The following is a 25,688-nucleotide window of genomic DNA, read 5'->3' on the forward strand; positions in this document are numbered from 1 at the left end:
CCCCCCCCTCGGCTCACCTGTAAACTTGGAACCTGTCTTGCTGGTTCTCATGACCTTTGTTTAGGGTCTCCCGTCCACTATTGTACCATCACTCAGCAGGAATTGGTTGGAATAAGGATAGAAATGTTTTTCCCTACGCATCTTCGGTGTATTATGATATCTTTCCAGCTGCTTTTGCGGCTCCCAGAATTCGATCACCCGCTGCTTCAGCGATTGCTTAAGACTCTGGAGGTGACCCTCCGAGGCCAGGTTGTTCCATTCGTCCAGATCAGCTTCTAAATTGTATAGCTCCTCACTTCCATCTAAATAGCAGCTATACTTCCAGGGTCCGGTTCGGATCATACACCCTGCCAGCTCAGGACGGACTAAGATCACTGTTTCCGAAAAGATGGCATCCCGCTTCAGCGGCTGGTCCTCCCACAACGGAAGCAAGCTTACCCCATCGCAGGTGTCCGGAACCGGGCATTGCGCTGCCTCAGCAAGCGTGGGAAACAGATCGATCAGGCCGATCGGCTGCGAACATTTGGAGCCTGGCTGGATGGTATTCGGCCAACGTATAATGAACGGGACCCTCGCTGAGGCATCAAAGAACAAGAACTTCTGCCACGTTCCGTGCTCTCCCCCCATTTCCCCGTGATCGGAGGTATAGATAACGATGGTATTTTCCGCCAGACCCAAATAATCCAACGTTTCGAGGAGCCGGCCGATCGCATCATCCACCCATTCCACACACCCGTAATAAGCGGCCAAGGCGCGGAGCTGATCCTCTTTTGAGTTGAGGCCCGTTTTATTGTTGTAAAATTCATTGCGTACGAACGGCACCGCCCGGTCCAGAGCGTTCTCGGGTACCTGCGGCAGCTCCACCCTGCCCTCATAATACTCATAATAGTTACGGGGAGCTTTGATCGGAAAGTGAGGCTTGTCAAAATTGACGCTCAAAAAGAATGGCTTCTCCCGATGCTGGGCCACATGAATCTGAAGCCACTTGGCGGCCTCTGCCACGCAAATCTCCGTTTGTGTCAACGGCAGAGGGATGCCTGATGGACCCGTTGTCTTTACAATATCACCCAATCCGGATTCATCGGGAGTGCGGTACGGGTCAGGCTGGTGGGCCTGGCCAAACAAATCGCCGTAAGGACGCTGCTGAAAGCCGTGGAACTGGTCACCGTTGAAATGCATTTTTCCAATCAGGCATGTGCGGTATCCCTGCGCACCTAAAACACGCGGAATGGTCGCACAGTTCGCTTCCAATATATGTTTGTTATCATATATGCCGACATTGCGCGAATATTGTCCCGTAATCAGGGAAGCTCTGCTGGGGACACACAATGGATTTTGGCAGTACGCCTGTTCAAAGTACATTCCTTCTTCCGCCAGTCGATCTAAATTCGGTGTGCGGACCAGCGCATTTCCTGCACGGCCTAACACGTGTGGACTATGCTGATCTGACAATAGCAACAGTATGTTTGGTCTTTGAGACATGCTAAACGCTCCTTTGGCTGCATATGCTTTTTATCTAATAATAAAGAGCGTGGCCCAGAAATCGTGATACATTACCGACTACCATGTTCCAAAATTCCTCTTGTTTCATTTATCCGCTTGGATGTTTCATCTATCTGCTTAAGATCTAGTGTAATGGAAAAGGAGAACCACGATCCTGGCTCTCCTCTCCTTAGTTTAATACTGAGGCATAATACTTATTAATTTACATTTAATACCACATAAGTAATGGTTCCGTCAGGTGCTGTGACCTTCAGCTTGCAGCCTGCGGTTACGCCTGTAGTGGCAGCAACCGTTGTTCCCGCAGCATTGACAACCGAAACATCTTTCACCGGCTTCAAAGCGATAATGCCGCTCAAGACCGCTTGCGCTTGAGTACCGGCTGCTACGGTAAGCTGACCACCAGTTACGCTAAGCACGGTATTGGTATAAGAGAGATCCAAACCATCACTTGGCAGAGCCGCAGCATTAATCACGCTGGAAGGCAAAGATAATGGATATACTTGAGCTTGAGACAAATTAGCTTGAACCGAGCTGTCAAAGTAAGTAGAGCCTGTTACAGTAGCCATTGCCACTGGAGCCTGGGTTGCATAAGTTTTGTTGAAGGTTCTGGTTTGAAGACCGCTAAATTGATAGCTGGAGTTTCCTCTTACCTGAACCGCTCCACCAGTAGACCCGCCCATCAAAATGTCCAGATTGCTCAATTTGACGTTCGTTCCGTTGTCGATCACAATGGCATAGCGATCATACTTCAGCGTGTTATCAAAGGTAAGCTTGCTGTCCTGGACGGTAACATTATCCACATACTTCATAAGGATGCCATAAGCCGGGAAGGTCTTGGCATTGGCATAAGTGGACGTCCGATAGTTACCGCCATTTTTCGCTTCTGCAATGACGGAGAAAGCGTCGGATAGCACCGGCACAAACTTGGCTGCATTATAAGAAGCCGTTAACAGAACATTTTTCAGTGTAATGTTTTTGACCGGGTAAACCGCTCCATCTGTAATCGTACCTACAGAGCCAAAATCCACGTTGCCGCCGGTAGTAGAACCTGCAAATCGCTTAAAGCCTTGAATGACAATCGGGAATCCGCCGTCTCCGCCTGCATTCTTAGACAACACCGCGCCATCAACGGTCACGTCAGAAATCGAACCCGGTCTTCTGATTTCATTCGGAAGTCTTGCGGCTACTCCATTCACGGCGCCTTCATAACGAGGCGATACACCAAAGGCGATACCACCCGATGTATTGGCCAAGTTGAGCTTGGACAACGTCACATTGCGGATGTTGGAGCCATCATTGACCCAGATCGCAGCGCCGGTTTTGTTAGCATTGGTTGTCAGCGTCAGGTCTGTTGCTACAATGTTTTCCATATCGCCCACGGTTTCAGAGCCCAATTGGAATACGTTCCCGCCTGCGATATCCCCTGCAACGATCTTCTCCACGCGGATGTTGGAAACATGTCTAACAAATCCCAGAGAGAAGTCGCTTCCCAGCTTGGCTACATCATTGCTGGACTTCAAAGTGGTTACATTATAAGCTGTAGCATTGTTGTCGGCCATAAAATTGAAGGTGTCTCTTTGACGACCGGACGTGGAATTAGGCAAAATGATATTTTGAACCCGAATGTCATCACAGCCCGTTGTCAAAATGGAGAACCAACCGCCTTGTTCAATGGTCAGCAAATGACTTTCGTCTGTTCCTCCGATGACGATATTTTTAGCCAATTTTAAAGCAATGGATTTGGTTCCCGTTCCCGCTGGTGTAGGTGTCCCGGTATACAAATTCATGTTACCGTAGATCTTGGCGGATTTACCGAGAATTTTAATATTTTCTACACGAATCCCCCACATAAGAGCATCCTGCCAATAGCTGTGACCATCGTCTTGTCCATTGATGAAAGGCAGATTCAAGCTGCTTTCCGCAGGGTCAATGTTAGGCAATACCACCAATTGGGTATTTTCATCCAAATAAAGATGTACATTGCTTCTTAGATGAAGTGTACCGGTCCCAAAGCTGGAGTTGCCCTTGAAGTACAGCGTTCCGCCGCCATTCCGGCTGGCCGCCACAATCGCTGCATTAATAGCGGCTGTATTATCGGTTCCGCCATAGACGTTTTGTCCAACGGTTTGACCGGTAACAACGGCATCTGCAACAGCCCCGAATTTGGTTACATCATATTGTCCGGTATAGTAGCTCACCGCATTGGAAGCTGTGCCGGCTGACATCAGCTCGAAGTAATAGGTGGTATCCGGCAGGAGATTGGTTAAGGTCGCTTTATGACCGGATGTGGTCACGCCTGTATTGACCCAGGTCAGGCCCTTGTCCACGCTGGCATATACGAGAGAGCCATCCTTAGCGGAAGGTGCTTCCAACACCGCCGTTGTAGGCGTAGTATAGGAAACATCCTCAGCCTTTCTCACCAGATCGGCTGCGGCGGCCGACACATTGAACTTCGTTGTTCCGGTTTCCGTGTAGTTCTCTGCTGCTGTTGCTGTGGTAGTAGGATAGCCGGAACCGGTAAAGGTGGCCGTGAACATACCGCCAGTTGCAGGAATGGTCTTGTTTTTCAGTACAAGAGTCAAATCAACCCCGTTATAGTTGCTGAAGTCCGTGTCCTTGATGGTGACGGTTTTGCCGCCGTTGGTAATTTCCACTTTCGTCCGCAAATCCGCATTGTTGCCTACATTCGCCAGCCAGCTTCTTCCGGACTGGTTATAATTTTTCGCGGCAGCAATAGCATCGTTGTTTAATTCCACAAAGCCGCGGCCGATTAAGTCAAAGCTGTCTGTAGGAGAAGCCGTGATTCCATCAGGCAGATTAAAGACCAGCGTTCCATACAGGAATTGTCGGTTTGGATTGGCTTTGTTAATGGAATACTCCAATACAATATCTTGGGCTTGACCGACCGTATATTGCGCCAGATTCGCTTTTAAAGTAGAGATATGAAGGGCGTACGCTTTTACCGTTCCATTCTCAGCTGTAACATTCAGCTTGTCACCCTCGACAATATTGCTGGATAAGGCTTTGGGAACTCCAGCGCTGTCTACAACCGCATAGGTTTGCATCGAGCTGTCGGTCGAACCGATTTCTGCCAAAAGATGCTCCACTTTGTACAGCGGCACCATATTAATGGAATTGGCTGCACCGTCAATGCTGGAAATATGAATGCCATTGGTTAATGCTTTGATGTCGGTATTGGCAGAGCTGTTAGGTTTAAACGAGCGAGCCGTTACAACAACACTGGGATCGTTGACATACAGTGTGTAGGATTTGCTGCTGTCTAGAGCGGGCAAGCCCGTAATGGCATAGGTTACTGCATCGGTACCATCGATCACACTCATTTTGGCTGCGGACAAATCAATATTCGCGGTGCCATCATGAATTGAAATTGTGCTTGGAACTCGTCCTCCATCTATAGGGAGCACAGGGTTCGAAGCGTAGAGAGTAAAGCTAAAGGTATCTGAAGCCTTCACGTTGGAAGAGAATCCCTTAGGCTCTACAGCAAATCTAGTGGTAGAGCTTGAGCCTGAGCTGGAGGAGCCGCCTCCGGCCGGTCCAGCAGGCGCAGCCGTAGACGCGTCATTTGGCACGTTTACAGCACCTTCGCCGGAAACCGCCGCCTCTTTGCCTGCATCGACCTTCTTATCATTGATCAGGATCGAGCCGGCTGTCTTGACTTTAGTTATGGAAGCACCGGATGCTGTTTTGACAGTAATGGTAAAGCTGCCGGTCGTTTCCATGTTCTCGATGGAGCCGGAAAGCAGCTGCACATTGGCATCGGCGGAGACGATCACGTTAGGGAAGTTCCCGCTTAAGGTCGTTTCGATTCCCTTGGCAATAGCCTTAATAACTTCTACCTTCTGAATCCCCTTAGCACCGGCAGCCAGCTTAGTAGTCTCCAATTTGGTAGAAGAGCCCAGCTTGGCTTGTTCAATGCTGCTGTTGCCTTGCAATTCCACTCGAACGGGTTTATCGTTCTTTTTCTCCGTGACCATTGTACCCAGCTTAGAGTTCACAAGATGAAGGCTGTTGGCGCCACCGCCGGCCACATACGTTTTTCCTTTGACGGTTACACCCTCCAAGGTGATATTCCCCTCGCCGACACCCGGAGTAATATACAAGTTGCCTTCCACTGTCATGTCCTTAAGTGTAATTCCCGGCTGGGTGACCAGAACATGACCATAGGTTTTGCCTTGCTCACCTGTGTAGGTTGTATCCGCTTTCGAATAAATCGTACTGGCAAACTTGGAAAGCATAGCAGCTGCTTCGCCACGAGTGATCGGGTTGGCCGGCCCAAAGGTGCCATCCTGGTAGCCGTTGATCACTTCGCTCTCTACTAACGATGCCACTGCATCTTTCGCGTAGCCTTGGATCGAGCCGGCGTCTTTAAACCTCCCTAGTACATTTGAGCTTCCCTTGTCCAGCTTGGAAACTCTCCAGATGGTCGTAGCGGCTTCTTCGCGGGTGATGGGGTTATCCGGTTTGACGGAGCCGTCTTCATAACCGGATAAGTAGCCCTCTTTGACCGCTTTTTGGAATTCACCTGAAAACCAATCGGTCGATTTTACATCAGTAAATGCTGTATTGCCTTGCTCCACATAACCAAAAGCCTTGTTGATCATCGTGATAAACTCGGCTCTGGATATCACCTTGTCTGGGAGCAATGAGCCATCTTCGTACCCGTTCAGCACATGTTCATTGACTAACTGTGTCATGTACTTCTCTGCCCAATGTCCGGTCAGATCGGAGGCCGCTACTGTGCTGATGGGGAGATTGCCAAAGAGTAGGCTGGATATGGCTAAGCCCGCAACGAATTTCTTGATTGGCTTTCGTTTCATTTTTCTACCCTCTCTACTGTTTTTATGATTAGCGAACGGAATAGCCTGCGCGCTTAGTGAAATTATAGTGCTGATCGTCCAAGACCTGAATTGAATATCTTAACGACATTGTTTGAATTATTATCATCGACCTGTATTTAACTGCCGGTTTTGAACTCAGAAGGGGAAAGACCGCAATATTTTTTAAAGCACACACTAAAATATTGCGGATTGCTGTAGCCTACCTCTTCGGCGACCTCATAGGTCTTCTTATCCTGCAGTCTAAGCAACGTCATGGCGGCCCGCATCCGGACTTGAAGCAGGAAGTCGCTGAAATTGATTTGCTTCTCTTTTTTAAATAAAGCGCTCAAATAAACGGGACTCAAGTGAACCGCATTCGCCACATCGAGCAATGAGAGGCCCTCTTGCCGATAGTTTTCTTCGATAAAGGCGACGGCTTGAAGGATTGCGCTTTTTCCCTGCTGCTCCCGCTGCCTGTTCACAAGCGATACAAACCGGAGCACGATCTGCCGAATGCGCTCGAACATCTCCTGAACGGTCTGGATGTTCTGTATATGCTCATAATGCTCGGGGAAAGCTTCCTCAGGCTCTACGGTATCCTGCAACTCTTTGTACAAATACAGAATAATTTCAAGCGCCATAATCCGCATCCGGTGCAGGGAGAAATACGAGCATTTCCTCACGAGCGTCTCCATCGTTTCCACAATGCCAAAGGCCTCCTGCTGCAGGCCGAGCTTGACTTTGGTTGTCAGCTCCTTCTCCAAGCTGCTCCATTCAATGACGGCGGTATCGGTAGGAAGCCCGGTGTCGCCAACCATGAGCACCCGGTTCACACCCATAATATGGCGAAATTCGAGAGCCGAGCGTGCCTCCAAATAAGAAGAAGCAATTTCTCTAGGATTGTGGTAGCTATTTCCGATCCCGGCCGTGACGGTGGTCTTTAAATATTTCTCAACGTTTGTGCGTATACTTTCCGCAATCCGGTATGTCGTATGCTCTGATTGTGTGCTGATACTCTCCCGCTCATAACAGATGACCACGGTTTCGTCTTCCAGGGAATCAAATACGATTCCCTCCCCATGCGAGCGGACAATCTCTTCCGCTACGTTATGAATGCAGTATTTGAGCATCTCTTTGCCGAATCGGTTCTGGTAATCCGGATAGCTGTAATCATCCGCCTTCAGCAGCACCACCCCGTACCTTGCCTTAGGCAGAGACAGCTCCAGCATTTCGGCACCGGAGACGATCTCTTCCTCTGTTAAATGGCCCTGTATCAGCTTTTCCAAAAAGCGCTGACGGAGCAGCGGCATCCCTTCGATCACCTTCTGCTTAATTTCCTGCTCGTATTCGAGCTCTTTCATGGCGAGTAACGCCGTTTCGAGCAATAGCCCATTGTCGATCGGCTTAAGCAAGTAATCGAATACTTTGAGCTGAAGCGCGCGTTTGGCGAGATCGAATTCGCCGAAGCTGGTCAGCATAATGATTTTCGTTCCCGGAAGCTCTTCTTTTACTTTCTCTGCGAGCTCAAAGCCGTCCATAAACGGCATGCGAATATCGGTAACGAGAAGATGCGGTTTTTTCTCCAGGGCCAGTTCCAGCCCCTCCTCCCCATTCGCTGCCGCTCCGATCAGCTCAAACCCCTTCTCCTCCCAAGGAATCGTACGGCTGAGCCCTCTTCGAATGATTCCGTCGTCGTCCACGATGAGTACTTTATACATCACACAGCCTCCTTATCCGATAGTGAATGGGTCCGGATTCTTACCGTCACTGTAGTGCCTTTGCCATGTTCACTTTCAAAATGCAGCCCGTACCCGCTTCCGTAGTTCAGCTGAAGCCGTTTATGCACATTCATGATGCCAAAGCCAAGACCTGGGCCTTCCGTGGATCCACCCTTCAGACAGGCGTTAACGGTGCTCAGCTTCTCGCTCGGCATCCCCGCTCCCGTATCCGCGACCTTAATAACGGCATCCTCCCCGTCCTCGTAACCATAGATACGAATGTGGCCCTTGCCGCGAATTTCCTTGATGCCGTGGTAAATCGCGTTCTCAATAAGCGGCTGCAGTGTCAGCTTGACAATACTGTACTGCCCGAGCGCTGGGTCCAGATCAATCTCATACGTGAAATCGTCGCCATACCGCATTTGTTGAATGTATAAATAATGCCGGATATGATCCATTTCCTGCGCGATCTGAATAATTTCATTCCCCTGACTGATGCTGATGCGGAAAAATTGCGCTAAGGCTGTAACCATCTCCCCGGCATCCTTCGTTTCCCCCATATCGCAAAGCTGCTTGATCGAATACAACGTGTTGTACAAAAAATGCGGCTGGATTTGGAATTGAAGCGCGATCATTTCCGCCATCCTTTTCTTCTCCTGCTCCTCCTCCACCTGGACAAGCAGCACCTTGATTCGTTCAATCATTTCGCATATTCCCCTGTCGAGGACTCCGATCTCGTGATTCGGCAGCCGGTCGAGCTTAATATCCAAATGGCCCTCCTTAATCCGGTTGACCTTCCTCGTAAGCTGAATAATGGGCTTCGAAATGAAGTTGGCCAGTACATTGGACAGCAGCGCCGCAACCATGATTAAAATGACCATGACGGTAAAGGTAACGTATTTGAAGTAGCTAACCTTCTCCAGCAGCTCGCTTTCTGGTACCACCGCGGCCAGCTTCCATTTATTAATGGGGAGCGTGTCATAGATGACCAGCAAGTTTTCATCGTGATCACTTTTAATGTATATTTTTCCGGAGGCCTCAGTCGCATGGAGCAGCTTCTTTTGCAGCTCTTCTTCTGGCAGTTCATACTTCGGATCCACATGTCTAAACGACATAAACCCGTCTTCGCTGATCAAGCCAAGATAGCCGTTAGGGCTGATAATCGGATTATTCAAAATTTCTTTGAAAAATTTTTCCTTAATGTTTAACATGACGATGCCGTTGGCATGCTTCAGGTCTTTACCGTAGAGCTTGTACACACTCACCACCCGCTGTTCATCCTGCTCGCGGTCCCGGTTCGTAATCGTGTGAAGATTCAGCCATTGATAAACGGATAAGCTTTTTTGGCTCATCTTGTCCTGGTACATGGAGAGCGGAACATCGATTGTCGTCGCCAGGTCGTTCTTCTTAAATAAGGAAATCTGTCCTGGATGAAAATACATCAGTACGGAATCGATTGTCGGATAGTGGTTGACATATGCCTGATCGAGCAGCTTGTGAAGCCGGATATGATCCTCAGGCTGCAGCTCGTAGGCTGGTGATTGCGTTGAATTCACAATGGAAGCCAAGTCGGTATCCTTATCAAGCACCGTCAAGTCGGATACCACCTCGGTTAGCTTGTCATTTAGAAAGCCCTTGGTTTGCGACACTATATCGAATATGCTGGTGAAGGCATTCTGCTCCAGTTGCTGCGAAGCGAGTAAATAGGATACCGACTGCGCGGCCAGTACAAAAAGGATAATGATCGGAATGAACAGCTCTAGAATGGTTGATTTTAATGAACGAGAACGCCAGCCGCGCATCCGGGTTCCTCCTTTCGTTTGACGGTAACCGTTGTCATCGTTGTCTACAACTGGATTATAGTGCGATTCTTCCACGAGCAGAATGGAATATCTTAACGACATTGTTTGAATTGTTATCAGAAAAAAAATAGGGTAAGCGCTTTACCTCGCTCTTAATCTCATTATAGTGGTGCTGTTGAATTGTGTATAATACATAAAACCATATAATATATAGATTTAAGTATATATGTAGAGTGATTCAGCCTAAAATGCGTCTTTCGAAGCAGCCAGGATCAGCTATAGTAGTTCCCGTGACCGGACTTCACCGGCTAGAAGATGCGCGCTTCTGGGCGCACCGCTAATAAAAAAGAAAGGGGCAAAAAATTGCCCCTTTCCATTGTTACCGCTTAAGCTGATTCAACAAAGAGTTAATGTCCGGATTCAATTCAAGAACTCTTAGAATAAGAGTTAGTGATTCTGCTTTCGTAGAAGAAGCGTCAGGAGCAAAGGTACTTGCATCACGCCCCTGTACTAAACCAGCCTCGAAAGCCGCCTGAATTTGGGCCGCGTTCCAAGAACCGCTAATATCCGTTAATGCTCCACGGCTATCCTTCTTAACTTCATTTACATTTACTACTCTGCTGATGATCGCGATGATTTCTGCACGAGTAATCGTCTTGTCAGGCTGGAACGTTCCGTCTTCGTACCCATTAATAATACCGCGGGAAGCAAGGGCTTTGATAGCTTCGTTAGCCCAGAAACGGCCATCTACGTCAGAAAATACTGATTTGCTTGAAGCAGGTTCTGTGTAAACGTTAAATACCTTTGAAATGAGTGTTGCAAATTCAGCACGAGTAATACTAGCATCCGGATGGAAGCTTCCATCTTCATAGCCCGTAACGATACCAAGCTTCACAAACAGGTTAACGGTATCTTTACTCCAGTGATTTGCAGTATCAGAGAGATTGTTTGCAGCTGAACTGGCGTTAGCTTGGGTAATTCTATCTTTCAAGAACGAGACAACCTGAGTATTATTCACATTATTAGTAAAAATATGTTTTTCTGATGCTTGTTTTCCATCTCCTGTCGTTGCTTTTGGTGCTTGTGTTTCTGTTGCTGTTGGTTCTGGCGTAACCGGTGCTGGCGAAGAACCGCTTGAACTTGAACTTCCTCCGCCATTACGTATGACATTGACTGAATAGGTTTGAATTGTACCATCCTGTGCCGTCACAAGCACCATAATCAGGTTGCTTCCTACGTTCAGATCAATACCCTGTGAAATGGAACCCGTAGGTAATGCAACTCCATTTACTTTCATGGAGGCGTTGGCATCATATACGGCCGCTGTCACATTGACGCTGCTCACATAGTAGGATACGGTTGCCGTGTAGTTCGTCGTTCCGGAAGCAAACGCTGGGCTCAGCGGAACATTCACCACAGAAAGATTGCTCAGATTCGCGTAGTTGCTCTGACGTGTGACATTGATTGTATATGGTTGTGTTGTACCATCCTGCGCTGTCACAAGCACTGTAATCGTGTTGTTTCCTACGTTCAGGGCAATCGCCTGAGAAATCGAACCCGTTGGTAATGCCGTTCCATTCACTTTCATAGTCGCGTTGGTATCATAAACTGCCGCCGTCACCGTGACGCTGCTTACATTGTTAGCCACGGTTGCCGTGTAGTTCGTCGTTCCGGAGGCAAACGCTGGGCTCAGCGCACCATTTGACAGCGAAAGATTGCTCAGACTCGCGTTTTTGTTACCTTGACGTGTGACATTGACTGTATAAACTTTAGAAGTCCCATCCTGCGCCGTTACAAGCACTGTAATCAGGTTGCTTCCAACGTTCAGGTTAATCGCCTGAGAATTTGAACCCGAAGGTAAAGTAACCCCATTGACTTTCATGATGGCGTTGACATCATAGACAGCCGCCGTTACTGCGGTGCTGCTAACATTGTTCGCGACGGTTGCCGTGTAGTTCGTCGTTCCGGAGGCAAACACTGGACTCAGCGGAACACTCGACAACGAAAGACTGCTTAAATTCGCGTTGCTGCTATCCGGAAGGGTGGTTACACCGTATTGAGCTATATTTTTAGAATTGATGCTGCGTATAGCTGTGGATTTATTAGCCAAAATATTGATACCTTGTGCGTATACATCGGTTGCATTGATTATTGTAATCGCACTATTCACAATTTTGCTGCCGTACTGCTGAAGTACATTGTATTGAGGGTCAATCGTTCCGCTTCCGATTATGGAAGCATCATACATAGCATTTCCAATATTAATGAGCGAAGCAAAAGACAATCCCTTGTCCGTTTGGATCATCGGGTAACGAGCTGCAATGGCCGCATCTTGTGTCGGATAGCTGCTAAAATCAAAATTAGTGAAAGCTTTTAAAACAGCTCCAGCATCCAATTGCAGGGTTACATTATTTTTTAAGAACAACGCACCTGTAACAAAGGTTCCAGCCAGAATCTGAACGATACCGTTTGCAGGAGCAGCATTGATAGCATTTTGGATAGCTTGTGTATTGTCTGCCGCAGCTGTAGATGCACCATAATTAAGAATATTAACGGTTGCTGCTGTAAATTTAGTGTTAGCAAGAGCATATTTTGATAATGGAGACTCAACGCCGTTTCTTACGGTTGTAACAAACACGCTGTACGCCGTTTTTGCAGCTAATCCTTTCAATTGGACACTGTTTGTGTTTGTTGAAACAGGTGCGACAGCTTTTAAAGCATAAACAGAATAGCTGCTATTCGCTCCATCCTGCAATATATAATTGGTTACTGCCTTTGTGTAGCTATTTCCGTCAGTCAGCTTTCGATAATATACATTGTAAGTATCTCCAGCTTGATAGTCTGCAGGCTTATCCCATACCAGATCAATCGTTGTTGCTGTTCTTGCAGCCGTCGGCTGATAAACATTAATTGGAGGCAATGGCTTAGAAGTATCCATTTGCATCAAGAAATTTTTTGTTTCGGTTCCGCTTGAAATACCATCGTTGCCAATAGCATAAGTTGTTAAAGTGTATTGTCCGTTAACGATCTTGGATAATGCCAGGTCAGTTAATGTAACAACATAGTTTCCGTTAGCCGACAAGATAGCTTCAACACTTTGCTTGCTTGCAGAAACACCTGAATTAGTCAGGTACATTCCGTTCGGATCTTGGATGGTTACGTAAACACCTGCCAATTGTTTGCCTTGAGCCGGAGCTGCCATGACTTCAATGTTCTTTAAATCGTTGGGGCTGTTCAGTACACGTCTTTTGATATAGACCTGCATAAACTTATCGTCCATACGCGATGGTATATTACTTAGGTTGGAAACTGGCGAGACGATGGTTGCAGAAGGAGCCTGATCAGAATATACTACTACATTGCCTGTTGTTCTTGGGTCAATTGGGCTGTATGCCGGCATTTGATTGGCAAAATTCGCAGAACCCCAATAGAAATGATCAACCTTTGCAATTAGATTTGTAGAATGGATAAAGTCTCCGTCAGTGAATAACGCTTGATTTTCATCATACCCTGCTGTTTCGTATGCAGAACTATTTTCAAACTTCATGTTTTTAATGGTCAAATTTTTTAATGTTTTGCTTAAATTGTTCAAATTGGTCAAATTACTGTAATCGTTATTATTAATTTTACTATCTGATATTGAAGAACCACGCAACAAATAGGAAGCTCCGTTAAACCCATGCGTTTGACCTGCATAATTAAAGTTTGTTACTACATTGTCCATGATATTGATATCATGCATATTGTTTCCGCTTCGGTTAAACCAAGGCACCAACTTTGTTGCTTTGGGATCTCCACCTTGGTTTGGTGTTCCGGATTTCCCGCCCGTCGTTGTAGCAAAGGTGTTATAGTTGGCATCACGGGTGTTTCCATAGCCTCCGCCTTGAATGGCAAACGTTTGGGTATTGTATTTATATCCCCTTGGATCGGTTTGAATTTCAAACAATTCAAAAGGCCTGTCATAAATATTGCCAATAAAATTAACGTTATATACCTCTGCATCGTCCTTAGGCGTGATGGATATAGCAACCAGCGCGTCAAGGCAATCGTTATTCTTGAACGTAATATCGTGAATACTAACATTATTGGACTCTGTACCAATTCTTGTGGGTGTATTGGCTTCAGCAATAAGAACACTGTTCTGGGCTGTTACATAAGCCGTTGGCCCAGCATACAATTGATAAGTTCTGTTAAGATATTGATCCGGGACATTGTATGGCGTTAAGTTGGGGTCTTGTACTCTTGAATTATCATCGCCTATTGTAGTGTAAAGCCGTCCTCCACTGTTTGCAGTTCCTTTCATAACGAATCCGTCATCTGAACCATAGTAATAAGCTTTGTCGATTAATACATTCGTGCTGCTGTCAATATCAAAACCGTCTGTACTGTTCATAGGCCATTCATCTGTAATTTTAACGCCTGTAATATTGAGCTTATCCACTCTAAGAGGATGAACGGTCCAAGCCGGTGAATTTCTTAAATATACGTCGTTAACCGTAATGTTGGTACTATCTTGGATGCGTAAAGTCTCAATGGGCTTGCCATCGTCTTGCGGACCGTTATAGCCTGCAGCGTTACCTGCCCCATGATCAAATCTTGCCGTAAAACCATTGGCATTGATCGTTCCGTGGCCGAACAACTTTACATTATTGGCTTTACTAATATAAATTTGACGGCTATAGCTCATCACTTCGCCATAGTCGGTTCCCCACTCAAAATATCTGTCAGTAGGACTTGTAATGGATGATGCAGGCAATTTATCCGGCGGATAATCCGCTCGATCGCCTGTTCCTAAGATCAGAGCTCCGTTATCCAAATAGACGGATGTATTATTGGTTGGTAAAACGAGTGCTCCTGATAAATAAACACCGTTTGGTACATAAAGTGTTTTTCCGACAAAGCTTGGATTAGCAAAAATGGCATTTAACTTATCCGTAACCTTGGTTGCACCTGTCTGGTCAATTGTTGGGTCGATGTTCATGATGTTAATCACTTGATTTCCGTCAACAACAGGCTTATTGGTTTCCAAATCTTCAATAAACAGATGGAAGTAAGCATATTTCTTTAAGTTATACTTAGGGTCTGAATTTGCAGGCAAAGTGTTATTTAAGGGTACATTCGTTGTTACGTTAATAACTACGTTTCTTGCCAATTCCGTATGAGCAGAATTATCCACATCAAAGGTTAACGTGTTTCCTGAGTACGTAACGTTTTTGACAATCCTTTCCGGTCTAACTAAAGCACTGGTAATTGTATCATTTGTTGTGATAACAACATGAGCCTGCGAATTTGCAGGAGTGGCTACACGAGCAACATGATATTTCGCAGAGTTTGGTCCGGTGTCGTAATCGCCTTCATTGTGACGAGTATAGCTATCATTGTTGCCTTCAACAAATACGGAAGTCCCGTTCACTGTTAAATCGGTATAGTCTTTACTTGGTTGAGCAAATGCGCTTAACGGATAAATTTCCATAGATCCTGTTTTTAAAGACGGTACGTTTAAGCTAATATTAGATGTAATGTCCGCAGATGAATTAGCATCTTTCATGGTGAAACCCGAGTCATCATAACCAACAGCATGCACGGTATAATTTCCAGCTTCCATTGTCATAGAAACGGCTCGCGGTATGTCAAGCGAAGCTCTGTAGGTTGCTGAAAACACTGCACTTAAATCAGATATTTTTGTAAAGCTCTCGTCGGGCAAAACAAACAATCCACTTTGAGCATCATAATATTTACCGTTTGGTCCTTTTAAAGAAACCGCAATTCCTTGAACTGCCGATAATTCACTGTTTTTATCTACATCAATCATAATGCTGAATAAGCTTCTTGTTATATATGCACTTGAGTTTACAACTTTCATAGGACTGCCGCCAGCTGCAAAAACATTAAAGCTAAAACACTGAATTATCATTGTAAGCGTAAACACTATGGCAAATAGCTTTCTACACTTTTTCAAGATTGAATCCATCTCCTTCTAAATCATTTATTGAAAGACAGATGACTAGCTATCCGAAATACATCTCCTAAAGTTCAACTTATGTCCACTCCTTTCTTTAGGATGAATACCCAGAAATGTACATCTAGTCTTTCTTATCTTTCTATATATCACAGTGAAAACAAGGTCTGAATAAAGGCTGTTAACATGTTCGTTTGACTTTTTAATATTTCCATAATTGGGGACTAAAGAAGTATTCTCCACAAAAAAACAGGGCCTGCGACAGTTGTCGCCGACCCCGGAAGTACTGGTTTTAGCTGCTTGGCCGTGCTGCATTAAGGCGCAGTTGCCGTTACTGCTGTTGTTGTCTTGTTAGATACGGGTCCCGTAGACATGACCTTGTTATCGCCGGCTATTTCAACCTTAATATACTTGCCTACATCGGCGCTCTTCACCGTATAGGTCATGTCTGGAGTATACAGCGGATCAGCCATTCCTGGAGCATTATCATAGATCGGTGTCCAAGTGACTTGATCTACAGAAGAATACCATTTAATCGTGTTCACTCCGGCAGGAATCGCTGCACCGCCAGCATCCAAAGGCTGAGCTGTCAAGTTTTGGCCAACGGCAGGGATTCCGTTAATTCTCACAGAGCTCATAGTCTGTTTCGCTTTTGTAACATATACGTTGTAAACCGTAGGGTTTGTCCTGCCGGCTTCCGTTACAATAAGCTTGAAGCTTCCGTAGGTTGCTCCTGTCACCGTTGGCAGGTCAATGCTATAATTCACGGCGAGGTTGGCGGCCACCGATGGATCTGCTGAGCCTGTCCCTGGTGTGACTGCTAAACCGTAGGTCACGCCGGTAACCGTAATGGTTTGCGTTGCATATTTCGTGATGTTGAAGGTTGTGGCTGCCGAAGCTTGGATGTTGACGATCCTTTCAGGTACTGCTTTTAAGTTTGTGAAGATCCCACCAGATGATACAGCGAGTCCTGGCAAATCATAGGCAACAGGTGTCAATGTCATCCTTTTCTCTGCTGGAATCCCGGTAACATTGGTCGTCATCGCACCGACAGCCCAAGGCTGAGCAACGACCGTGCCGTCACCATATTGAACTCCATCGCCGTTGACTATATTGTTCTTAGCCGTTAACGTAACGTTTTCAAACGCAATATTTTCCGCATAGTCGATGGTAGCTGGAGAGGCAAAAGGTGTATAGCCGTTCAGTATTCCATCTCTTGTACCACTGTTATATGCGTACAAGCCGCTTTCCAGTGTGCTGTTTCTAAAAATCAAATTTTTCACCGGAGATACCGGCTTGCCTGGCACAAACGTACCCACGATTTCGATTACAGGCCCGTAGGTAATATTTTTGGTAACGATATTTTCAAAAGAAAGCTTTTGCACCGTTGGCAGTACAGGTGCAGCGTCACCATCGCTATTCCCGCTATACCGGCTTACTCTGATCAATGCATCTACCTGTACTGCGTCTTTAGTATAAAGATCGCGAGATACAATGTTCTCAATGGCTCCGCCACGGCTTGGTGCGAATTTAATGTAAACCGTTTCCCATTGCAGCCCTACTACATTAATTCCCTGGAACAATACATTACGTACGCCGCCTGACATTTCGCTGCCTACAACGAACGCGCCACGGCCACGGTCAACCATACTACTGGTGACTCGGATGTTTTCCGAAGGCTTGTTTCTCAAGTAGCCTTCCATGTTTTTACCGGATTTAATGGCTACGGCATCGTCATAGGTTCTGAAATAGATATTGAATATATTCATATTGGTTGAAGAATCAGGATCGATCCCGTCGCCATTGCTTACACCGGCCCATACTCCAGGAGAAGTTTCGTACATGGAGGTGATGTTGGCATGGTTAAAGGTGACATGATCGCTAAAGACGATATGATTGGTCCAAGAAGCGCCGGATTCAAGAGTGACATCTTTGATGTAAAGATTCTGAACATTAAAGGCAATGATCAGCTTGCCTCTGGAACGGTTGTCTTGACCGGACAAGATTGGCAGTGGAGCAAGCGATGGCTTGGCAATGATTTTCTTCGCGAGCTCTCTCTCCGCTGCACCCAGCATTTTACCCGTAGCTCCAAGCAGATTTGTTCCATTGCTATCAATGCGGCCGGAACCGCTGATTGTAATATCTTTGAGATTTTGTGTGCCGTAGGAATCTCTTTCTCCGATGTTAATCAAAGAAGCAAAGCAGTTCAGCTCCCAGCCTTCAAACATACTAGGAACGATCGGATAATGTTTCATAAACTCGGCCACATCGGCATCGGTATAAGCGGCACTGGTGTTAGGAAGATAAGCCTCCAAAGCGCCGTCTACTTTTAACGTGACACCGCTGTTGCGGATGAACAAAGCGCCGGTTACGAATGTGCCTTGTGGTACGTACACCACACTGTTATATGGGGCATCATCAAGCGCTTTTTGGATCGCCTGCGTGTTAAGCGTCGTACCGTCGCCTACAGCATTATAAGGAGCCTTGGTAATATCAAGGATCACGGTTGGAGCCGGTTTGGTGGTGACGGTAATCGGTGCACTCTTAGGACCCAGATTGCCATTTTTATAAGCAGCCGCTACTTCGAAAGTATAGGTGGTGCTGGCAGTCAGACCTTCAGCGGTATACCCCATTTTGTCCGTGCGCGCAACTTCTACACCATCTTTGTAGACAACATATTTGTCTAACTGAGTAGTATACAGGTCAGATGATTTATCCCATAAAATCAAAGCGGACGTGTCTGTTTTTGCTTCCACTGGGGAGAAGATGACTTTAGGAGAAAGCTCAGTGGACACATATACAGTGGCCTTGCTGGAAACGCCGCCGGCTGCTGTTACTGTAATGGTGGCTACACCGTTTGCTACCGCTGTGATCAGGCCTGTTGCCGCATCCACTGTAGCCACACCGGGTGCGCTGGAGCTCCAGGTCAAGGCAGTGTTGTCAGCATAATTTGGAAGCGCCTTGGCGCCTAAATAATATTTTTCATTCGAGAACAGAGTGATGATGTCTTTATCAAGAGCTACACTGCTCACCGCTACAGAAGCATTGGTAACGGTAATGTCGCAAGTCGCTTGCTGCCCTTCAGCAGTGGTTACCGTAACTTTCGCCGTACCTGCTTGAGCGCCGGTTACTTGGTTGTTCACCAAGTTGATTACTTTGTTGTCTGATGTTGACCATTTAACCGCTTTGTTCGTATCGAGAGCGGGCGCGATGGCTGCCTCCAATGCAATCGTTTGACCTTTGGCAATGGTCAAGGTCTTGTTGTTTAAGGTGACGCCTGTAATCGCAACGGGAGCTCCCAGCTGCACATCATATTGTTTTACAGAAACACCATTTTGTGCAGTAACTACCAAAGTAGTTCCGGCTGGAATCATTTCAGAGGTCAGCTCAGCTCCTCTGGACATGAGCTTGTAGCTTTGTGCCGAAAAATCTGTCGCTTGAATCTGGCTCAATAATTCTTTTTTCAAGGTACCATAATGTACAGCCACAGCCTTATCACTAACGGACACTACGTTTGGTGCTGAAGCTTTTGCTGCAATAGCGGTGTTCGATGGAAGAGGCTGTTGGGATGACGATGAACCTGAACTTGAACCCGAACCTGAGCCTGAACCTGAATCCTGACTAGGAGTTGGAGTTGGAGTTGGAGTAGGTGTAGGTGTAGGTGTAGGTACGACAGATTTGTTGTTGTAGTTCATCGCTTTGGCAGCAAGTACAAATATTTCTGCGCGTGTAGTTAATTTCGCTGGAGCAAATGAACCATCTGGAAGTCCATCGATGATAGAAGCATTGGATAATGCCTTAACATAGCCTTTGGACCATGCTCCAATCCCGTCGGAGTCATTAAATTTGCTCGTATCGGTATCTTTGGCGTCCAGCTTAAGTGCTCGGGCTAACGCCGTTGCCGCCTCTTGCCGGGTGATGGGATCATTCGGTCTAAAAGCACCACCGCTGCCTTCCATATAACCCGAGTTTGTTGCAATGGCTACGTCATTTTGATACCATGCGGTCGGATCCACATCGGAATAGTTGATCTTCCCAGCATCCTTAAAGCCTAAAGCACGATTTACAATAGCGGAAAACTCTGCACGTGTGGTCGGCGAATCCGGATTGACATTGCCGTATGAATCGCCTTTCACTATGCCTTGATCCATCAACGCGGAAATATACGATTTCGCCCAGTGGCCTTCAAAGTCACTAGCAGAAACCACCGTTGGCACGGTCGAAAAAAGCATTGAAGAAACGGCCAGGATCGACGTCATCTTCTTCATGCTCTGCTTCATCTGCTTCATCTGCTTCATCCAAAATCCCCTCCTAATTGGAATGAAAAGGGGGAGGCAGCTTAGTGCCCCCCAGACTTATGTTATTTTTTAATGCTTTTATCGTAATCCGCTTTCGCCTTGTCCATCGCAGCCGCCCAACCGCTCAAGAAGCTCTCTGGCGTCATTGAGCCGTTCATCACCTTCTGGAAGTTCGGCTCCAGCTGCTGCGTCATGATATTGTTATAGTCCGGCAAGTACACCGGCAGATCCAGCACAACCGTATCCTTGTCCGCCATCACCTTCGCGCCTTCCTGGATATGCTGCGAATTTTTCACATAGTCGCTTGTCAGCGCATCCGAGTTCGTAGGCATTTGGCCGATATTCTGGTTCCAGTACGTTTGGCTGTCTGCGGAAAGCAGGAAAGCCAGGAACTGCCATGCTTCGTTCGGATGCTTTGTATTCTTGAAAATCCCATAGCCGTTAGCAGTCGGTGCCGTGATGCGCTTGCCGCTGTCCGACTTCGGCAGAATCGTTGCGGCAAATTTACCGTCAATCGATTGCTTATGGTTGTTAAACGATCCGAAATTGTGCTGAATCATTGCAGCCGTACCGGTATCGAAGGTTGCGACCATCTCTTTGTAAGCGTTTGTAATGTCGCTCGTAGGCGTATTTTTCTTGTAGAGGCCGACATATTTTTTCAAAAACTCCACGTTTTTCGGGTCAGCTACCGTAGATTTCCCGTCGCTGCCGAAATAATGCTCGATGCCCGAGTAAGCATACATCGCGTTCGTCAGCTGCACGATACTTCCACCTGCTCCGCGAATGCTGTAGCCATAGCGGTTTTTGCTGGCATCGGTCAGCTTCTCAGCATCCGTAAAAAAGTCTTTCCATGTGGTAGGTGCGTTCAGTCCAGCATCTTTAATCCAGTCGGTACGGTACCAGAACACGTCCAGATACATCGTCGTCGGCAGTTGGTACAGCTTCTTGTCCGGTGCCAGCGATTTGTTGTAATCGATTAGGCCTTTGGACAGCTTATCTTTATCCGACCATTTGCCGTAGAAATCATCCAGCGGAAGCAGTGCGCCCTTGGCGGCGAAGTCGGAAATCCACGGAACCATGATGCCGCCGATGTCCGGCGTATCGTTAGAAGCGATCGCTACGTCATATTTTTGCTTGTTGGAGGTGCTTGGAATCCCGACATACTCCACGGTAATATTCGGGTTTTTCTCTTGGAACCGCTTGATCAGCTCCTGCAGGAACGGCGTCCGGTCCGGTCCGGCATTTTCATCCCAGAAAGTCAATTTCACTTTCTCGTTCGAGCTTGTGCTGGCTGCTGCAGCCGGCTTTACAGATTCGCCGGTCTTTGCTTTGTCGGCACCTCCGGATGCGGATCCGGATCCGGCTCCACATCCGCTAAGCAGAAGCGAAAGGCAGCAGGTAACTGAAGCGGCCGAAATGGCTAAATTTCTTTTCATGTAGTGACATCTCCCTTATGTTTAATCTGTTTATGGCTAATCCCTTGCGGGAGTTAGTTTCCTTACCCTTTGACTGCGCCGGCACTCATGCCCTGCACCAGGTATTTCTGAACGATGGTGAACAAGATGACGGCAGGAAGCAGCGAAATCAGGCTTCCGGCGGCAAGCGCGCCATAGTGGATGTCAAACTCGCCTTGCATATACCGAAGACCGACAGGCAGGGTGAAGAAGGCCGGCTTGCTAATAAACATAAGAGCGAATAAAAACTCATTCCAAGCGCTGATGAACGTGAATACGGTTGTAGCGACAACACCTGGCAGCAAGATCGGCAGGATCACGACGAATACCGCTTTCAGTCTGCTGCAGCCGTCGACCATGGCCGCCTCCTCCAGCTGCTCCGGAATGTTGGAGATGAAGCCGCTCATCAGAATCGAGTTGAACGGTAGCTGGAACGTACTGTAGGTAATAATGAGCGAGAGCAGATTGCTCGTTAGTCCCAGGTGCTTGAAAATCATAAACAGCGGAATCAGCAGCATCGCTCCGGGCACAAACTGCGTGCACAGCAGCAGGATGAGAAAGGCGTTCTTGCCTTTAAACTTGTACCGGCTGAGTGCATACCCGACAAGCAGCGAGCTGATTAGCACGATGACTACGGTAAATGCGGATACGAACACACTGTTCATGAAAAACTTGGAGAATCCGACGTTATTCCATGCGACTATGTAGTTTTCAAAGGTGAGCTGCTTCGGCCAATAGCGAAGAGGGATTTGCGTAATGTCCTTTTCCAGCTTCAGCGAAGTAACGACCGCCCAATAAATCGGCAGCAGAGTGAAGGCCACTGCGCAGAACAGAGGGAAATAAAACAATAACATCCGGCTTGGATTCCATCTTAGCTGCATCTTATTTCTCCTCCTTTCCAAAACCGCTGAGCTTCAAATAGCTTACGGCGAACGCAAGTAGTATGAAGAATCCAACCACGGTTAAGGCCGAGCCGTAACCAAAGTTCTGTGCGACGATCGCTTGGTTGGCAACATACATTGTTAGTGTTGTGGTAATATTGGCTGGACCTCCGCCCGTCATGGCGAAGATCATATCCACGTTGTTGAACTCCCATACGGAACGGAGCAAGGTCGACAGGATAATCGAATTTTTCAAAAAAGGAAGCGTGATGTGCAGAAACGATTTCCATTTTCCCGCGCCATCTACCGTTGCCGACTCGTACAAATCACTCGGAATCGTTTGGAGTGCTGCCAGCATGGTAATCGTGAAGAACGGAATCCCCCGCCACAGCTCCGTCAGCACGACCGATGGAAACACGGTGTTCATATCGGCCATCCATGCGATTTTATGCTCGATAATACCCAGCTTCAGGAGCAGATCGTTCACTAGCCCCATGTGCTCGTTAAAGAGCAGTGACCACATCGTTGCGGTAATAACGCCCGATACGGCCCATGGCAAAATCGCAATCGAACGAAACAGTGCACGCGCTTTGAAGCTTTGATGAAGCAAAAGCGCGATGCCGAGACCAAAAACGAGCTGGAAAAACACTTCGATAGCGACCCACTTCAGTGAAATCTGCAAGCTGGAATAAAACAGCGGATCCTTGGTGAGAATGTCCACAAAATTGTCCAATCCGATAAATCCGTTGTAGTACGGTTTGGCCGGGTTATAGTTTTGCAGGCTGTAAAAAAATACGTTGACCATGGGATAAAACAAAAATCCGGCAATTAAGACGATCGCGGGGAGAATCAGCAAGTACGGGGTGTAGTTGATCTTCTCCCGGCTTCGTTTAAGTAAGCTACGCTGCGCCGGGATCGCGGCTGAAGCGGTCTTCTTCGAGTAAGCTTGATTGGTTGTGCTCATCTTGTGGTGTCCCTCCTTGTTGCAGCTGATATAGCGGATCCAACGATATCAGTTGTCAACTTTGTCTATAAGTGAAGTATAGTTCGATTGGCCTCTGACCTGAATTGAATATCTTAACGACATTGTTTGAATTTTTATCACATATATGAAAGGCTAAAGAGCAACAAGGGCCATCGGGACAAAAGCTATTCCCGATGGCCTTCCGACTGCTGACCTTCAGCGCTGAACATCAAGTTATATATGATAGATTTAAGTCTATAAAACGTAATGGCGGCTAATACTGTATAATACAAAAATATTCAGATTTGATAGACCCCAATCTATCATAGAAAGAGGATGACCCTTGGAGCTGCTTCAATTAAAATATTTTCAAACCACTGCTGAACTAGAACAAATTACGAAGGCTGCGAAGGCGTTAAAAATTGCCCAGCCATCGCTTAGCAAAACGATCGCCAGGCTGGAAGAGCACGTTGGCGTACCTCTATTCGACCGGCAAGGCCGCAATATTCAACTGAACGCATACGGCAAAGTGTTTCTTAAGCGGGTGAACCGCATTTTTCAAGAGCTGGAGGAAGCTCAGAATGAAATTCGTGATATGGCAGGATTGGAACGGGGGAACATCACGCTTGCGGTCTCGCTTACCAATTTGCTGCCTGAAATGCTGGGTGCTTTTTTAGAGCTGTATCCGGATGTGCACTTCCGCCAAGTGGTTGAACCGATTACCATGATGAAGCAGCTGCTCGAACGCGGTGAAGTCGATATGTGCTTGACCTTTGCGGAGATTGAAGGACCGGAGATTGAGTGGAGGCCGCTGCGAACGGAGCCCATCCATCTGTTCGTACCGGACAGTCACCCTTTAGCGGGACGGACCAGCGTTTCCTTAAAAGAGCTTAAGGATGAAGCCTTCATTGGTCTGCGTCCCGGGTATTGGTTCCGGGAATTAACTGATAGCTTGATCTTGAAGGCCGCTGGATTTACACCCCAAACCACCATTGAAGTGGATGAGGTGGATGCGGTGCTGCTGCTGCTCAAGAAAGGGCACGGCATCGTCTTGGCTCCGGATTTGGCTTGGAGGTCTAGAATTGACTTGAAGCAGAACAAGCTCACGATTACCGATCTCGGCGGGAGCTTGACGCTAGGCCTGGCCTGGTCTAAGAACCATTATTTGTCTTCGGCGGCTCAGAGGTTTCACGAGTTTATTGTCGACTACTTTGGGAATTTTCTGGAGTAGGCGGACAATAAAAAGGCAACCCAGGAAGCGTTTATCCGCGTTCTAGATTGCCAATCGTCTACTTAAGTCTGGCTTTCACTGTTTTCGCATACTCTGTCGGGGTCATTCGAGTTCGTTTTTTGAATGCCCTTGAAAAATAATGGACACTGCCGAAGCCCAGCTTTTCTGCAATTTCGGTCATGTTGTCGGTCGTTTCCCGGATCATTACTTTAGCCTTTTCCACTCTTGCGTTTGCAACGTAGGCTTTCACGGAGAGACCTGTGGTTTTCTTGAATTGTTCTTTAATTTGGGTTTTCCCGATCATAAATACGCGGCTAATTTCATCCAGAGAAACCATGGTATTCAGCCGATCGTCTAAATAATTTGCAATGTGCCGTCCTAATTCATCGTTCGTTTTTTCTTTTGCGGCGGAAGAGAGTAGCGGCTTTCTGGGGTTCAACGTTTGCCTTCGAAGCAATCGGAGCAGTAAGATCTCCAAATAGCATTGTATTAATTGTTCACTCCCGACCTGGGCATCATCACGCCTTATAAGCGGATGCCGAAACGGAAATTCGAAAGCGTTCATCCCTTCCTTGACGATACCAGCCAGTAAATTACGTTCTTCATCCTTCAATGAGACCACCATATCCCGAAAAGAGCCCATCGCCTCCGAATGGCATTCGAACGTCATGACAATCACATTCGGCGCTTTGCCGTTCGTCGCGTAAAATCGGTGATATTCGTTCGGCTTATGGAAAATCATCATCCCCTGACCCAGCCGATGCAGTGTTTCATCCGCCATAACTTCGATTTCTCCACGGTCGACATAGAGAAACTCCCAAAAATCGTGACGCTCGCCATTGAACACGTAGTTGTTGCCGAATTCAAAGTAATACATCGTGATGAGTTGGTCGATGGTAATCGTTTGAGTCATTCGCTGCAAGCGATCCAAATCCGTTTGTGTTTGATTCACTGCTCCACCTTCCAGGCTGTCCATTTGAGAATAGTGTAGCAAAAATAGGGATTCCCGGCACCTGAAGAAATGAAAGGTACAAAAAATG

Annotated in this window: 11 protein-coding genes; 1 reads left to right on the top strand and 10 read right to left on the bottom strand. The window is 47.0% G+C overall.

Annotated features, from left to right (window positions below; all coding sequences use genetic code 11):
* Nucleotides 1-60: 60 nt before the first annotated feature.
* The 9 genes from FPZ49_RS04905 to FPZ49_RS04945 all read right to left on the bottom strand — a co-directional run bounded on the left by FPZ49_RS04905 (nt 61) and on the right by FPZ49_RS04945 (nt 23,417).
* Nucleotides 61-1,482: a sulfatase family protein gene (locus FPZ49_RS04905; RefSeq protein ID WP_144844011.1), complete on the bottom strand. Its 1,422-nt coding sequence runs from the start codon at nt 1,480-1,482 to the stop codon at nt 61-63.
* A gap of 218 nt (nt 1,483-1,700) precedes the next feature.
* Complete coding sequence (locus FPZ49_RS04910; RefSeq protein ID WP_144844013.1) at nt 1,701-6,341, bottom strand: S-layer homology domain-containing protein; 4,641 nt, start codon at nt 6,339-6,341, stop codon at nt 1,701-1,703.
* A gap of 137 nt (nt 6,342-6,478) precedes the next feature.
* Nucleotides 6,479-8,059, bottom strand: a complete 1,581-nt coding sequence (locus tag FPZ49_RS04915) for a response regulator (RefSeq protein ID WP_144844016.1) — start codon at nt 8,057-8,059, stop codon at nt 6,479-6,481.
* A complete protein-coding gene (locus FPZ49_RS04920; RefSeq protein WP_222429869.1) occupies nt 8,059-9,861 on the bottom strand; it encodes a sensor histidine kinase in 1,803 nt (600 codons plus the stop codon). Before FPZ49_RS04920 ends, FPZ49_RS04915 begins: the two co-directional genes overlap by 1 nt.
* Before the next feature lie 379 nt (nt 9,862-10,240).
* Nucleotides 10,241-15,724 (bottom strand): cadherin-like beta sandwich domain-containing protein, encoded by a 5,484-nt coding sequence (locus tag FPZ49_RS04925; protein ID WP_222429870.1) that lies wholly within the window; start codon nt 15,722-15,724, stop codon nt 10,241-10,243.
* Between the two features lie 410 nt (nt 15,725-16,134).
* Nucleotides 16,135-20,118 (bottom strand): S-layer homology domain-containing protein, encoded by a 3,984-nt coding sequence (locus FPZ49_RS04930; RefSeq protein ID WP_144844025.1) that lies wholly within the window; start codon nt 20,116-20,118, stop codon nt 16,135-16,137.
* A gap of 62 nt (nt 20,119-20,180) precedes the next feature.
* Nucleotides 20,181-21,554, bottom strand: coding sequence for an ABC transporter substrate-binding protein (locus tag FPZ49_RS04935; protein ID WP_144844028.1), 1,374 nt, complete (start codon nt 21,552-21,554; stop codon nt 20,181-20,183).
* A gap of 62 nt (nt 21,555-21,616) precedes the next feature.
* Nucleotides 21,617-22,453 carry a carbohydrate ABC transporter permease gene (locus FPZ49_RS04940; RefSeq protein ID WP_144844031.1) on the bottom strand — a complete coding sequence of 279 codons (837 nt, stop codon included), beginning with the start codon at nt 22,451-22,453 and terminating at the stop codon, nt 21,617-21,619.
* A gap of 1 nt (nt 22,454) precedes the next feature.
* On the bottom strand, nt 22,455-23,417 hold the full coding sequence (locus tag FPZ49_RS04945; protein ID WP_144844034.1) for a carbohydrate ABC transporter permease: 963 nt from the start codon (nt 23,415-23,417) through the stop codon (nt 22,455-22,457).
* Between the two features lie 343 nt (nt 23,418-23,760).
* Between FPZ49_RS04945 and FPZ49_RS04950 the strand changes: the two genes are divergently transcribed.
* Nucleotides 23,761-24,648: a LysR family transcriptional regulator gene (locus FPZ49_RS04950; protein ID WP_144844037.1), complete on the top strand. Its 888-nt coding sequence runs from the start codon at nt 23,761-23,763 to the stop codon at nt 24,646-24,648.
* Between the two features lie 58 nt (nt 24,649-24,706).
* Here FPZ49_RS04950 and FPZ49_RS04955 read toward each other — a convergent pair whose 3' ends face one another.
* A complete protein-coding gene (locus FPZ49_RS04955) occupies nt 24,707-25,600 on the bottom strand; it encodes an AraC family transcriptional regulator (RefSeq protein WP_261381252.1) in 894 nt (297 codons plus the stop codon).
* Nucleotides 25,601-25,688: the final 88 nt, after the last annotated feature.

This window comes from Paenibacillus cremeus (assembly GCF_007786445.1).
GTDB classification, from domain to species: Bacteria; Bacillota; Bacilli; order Paenibacillales; family NBRC-103111; genus Paenibacillus_G; species Paenibacillus_G cremeus.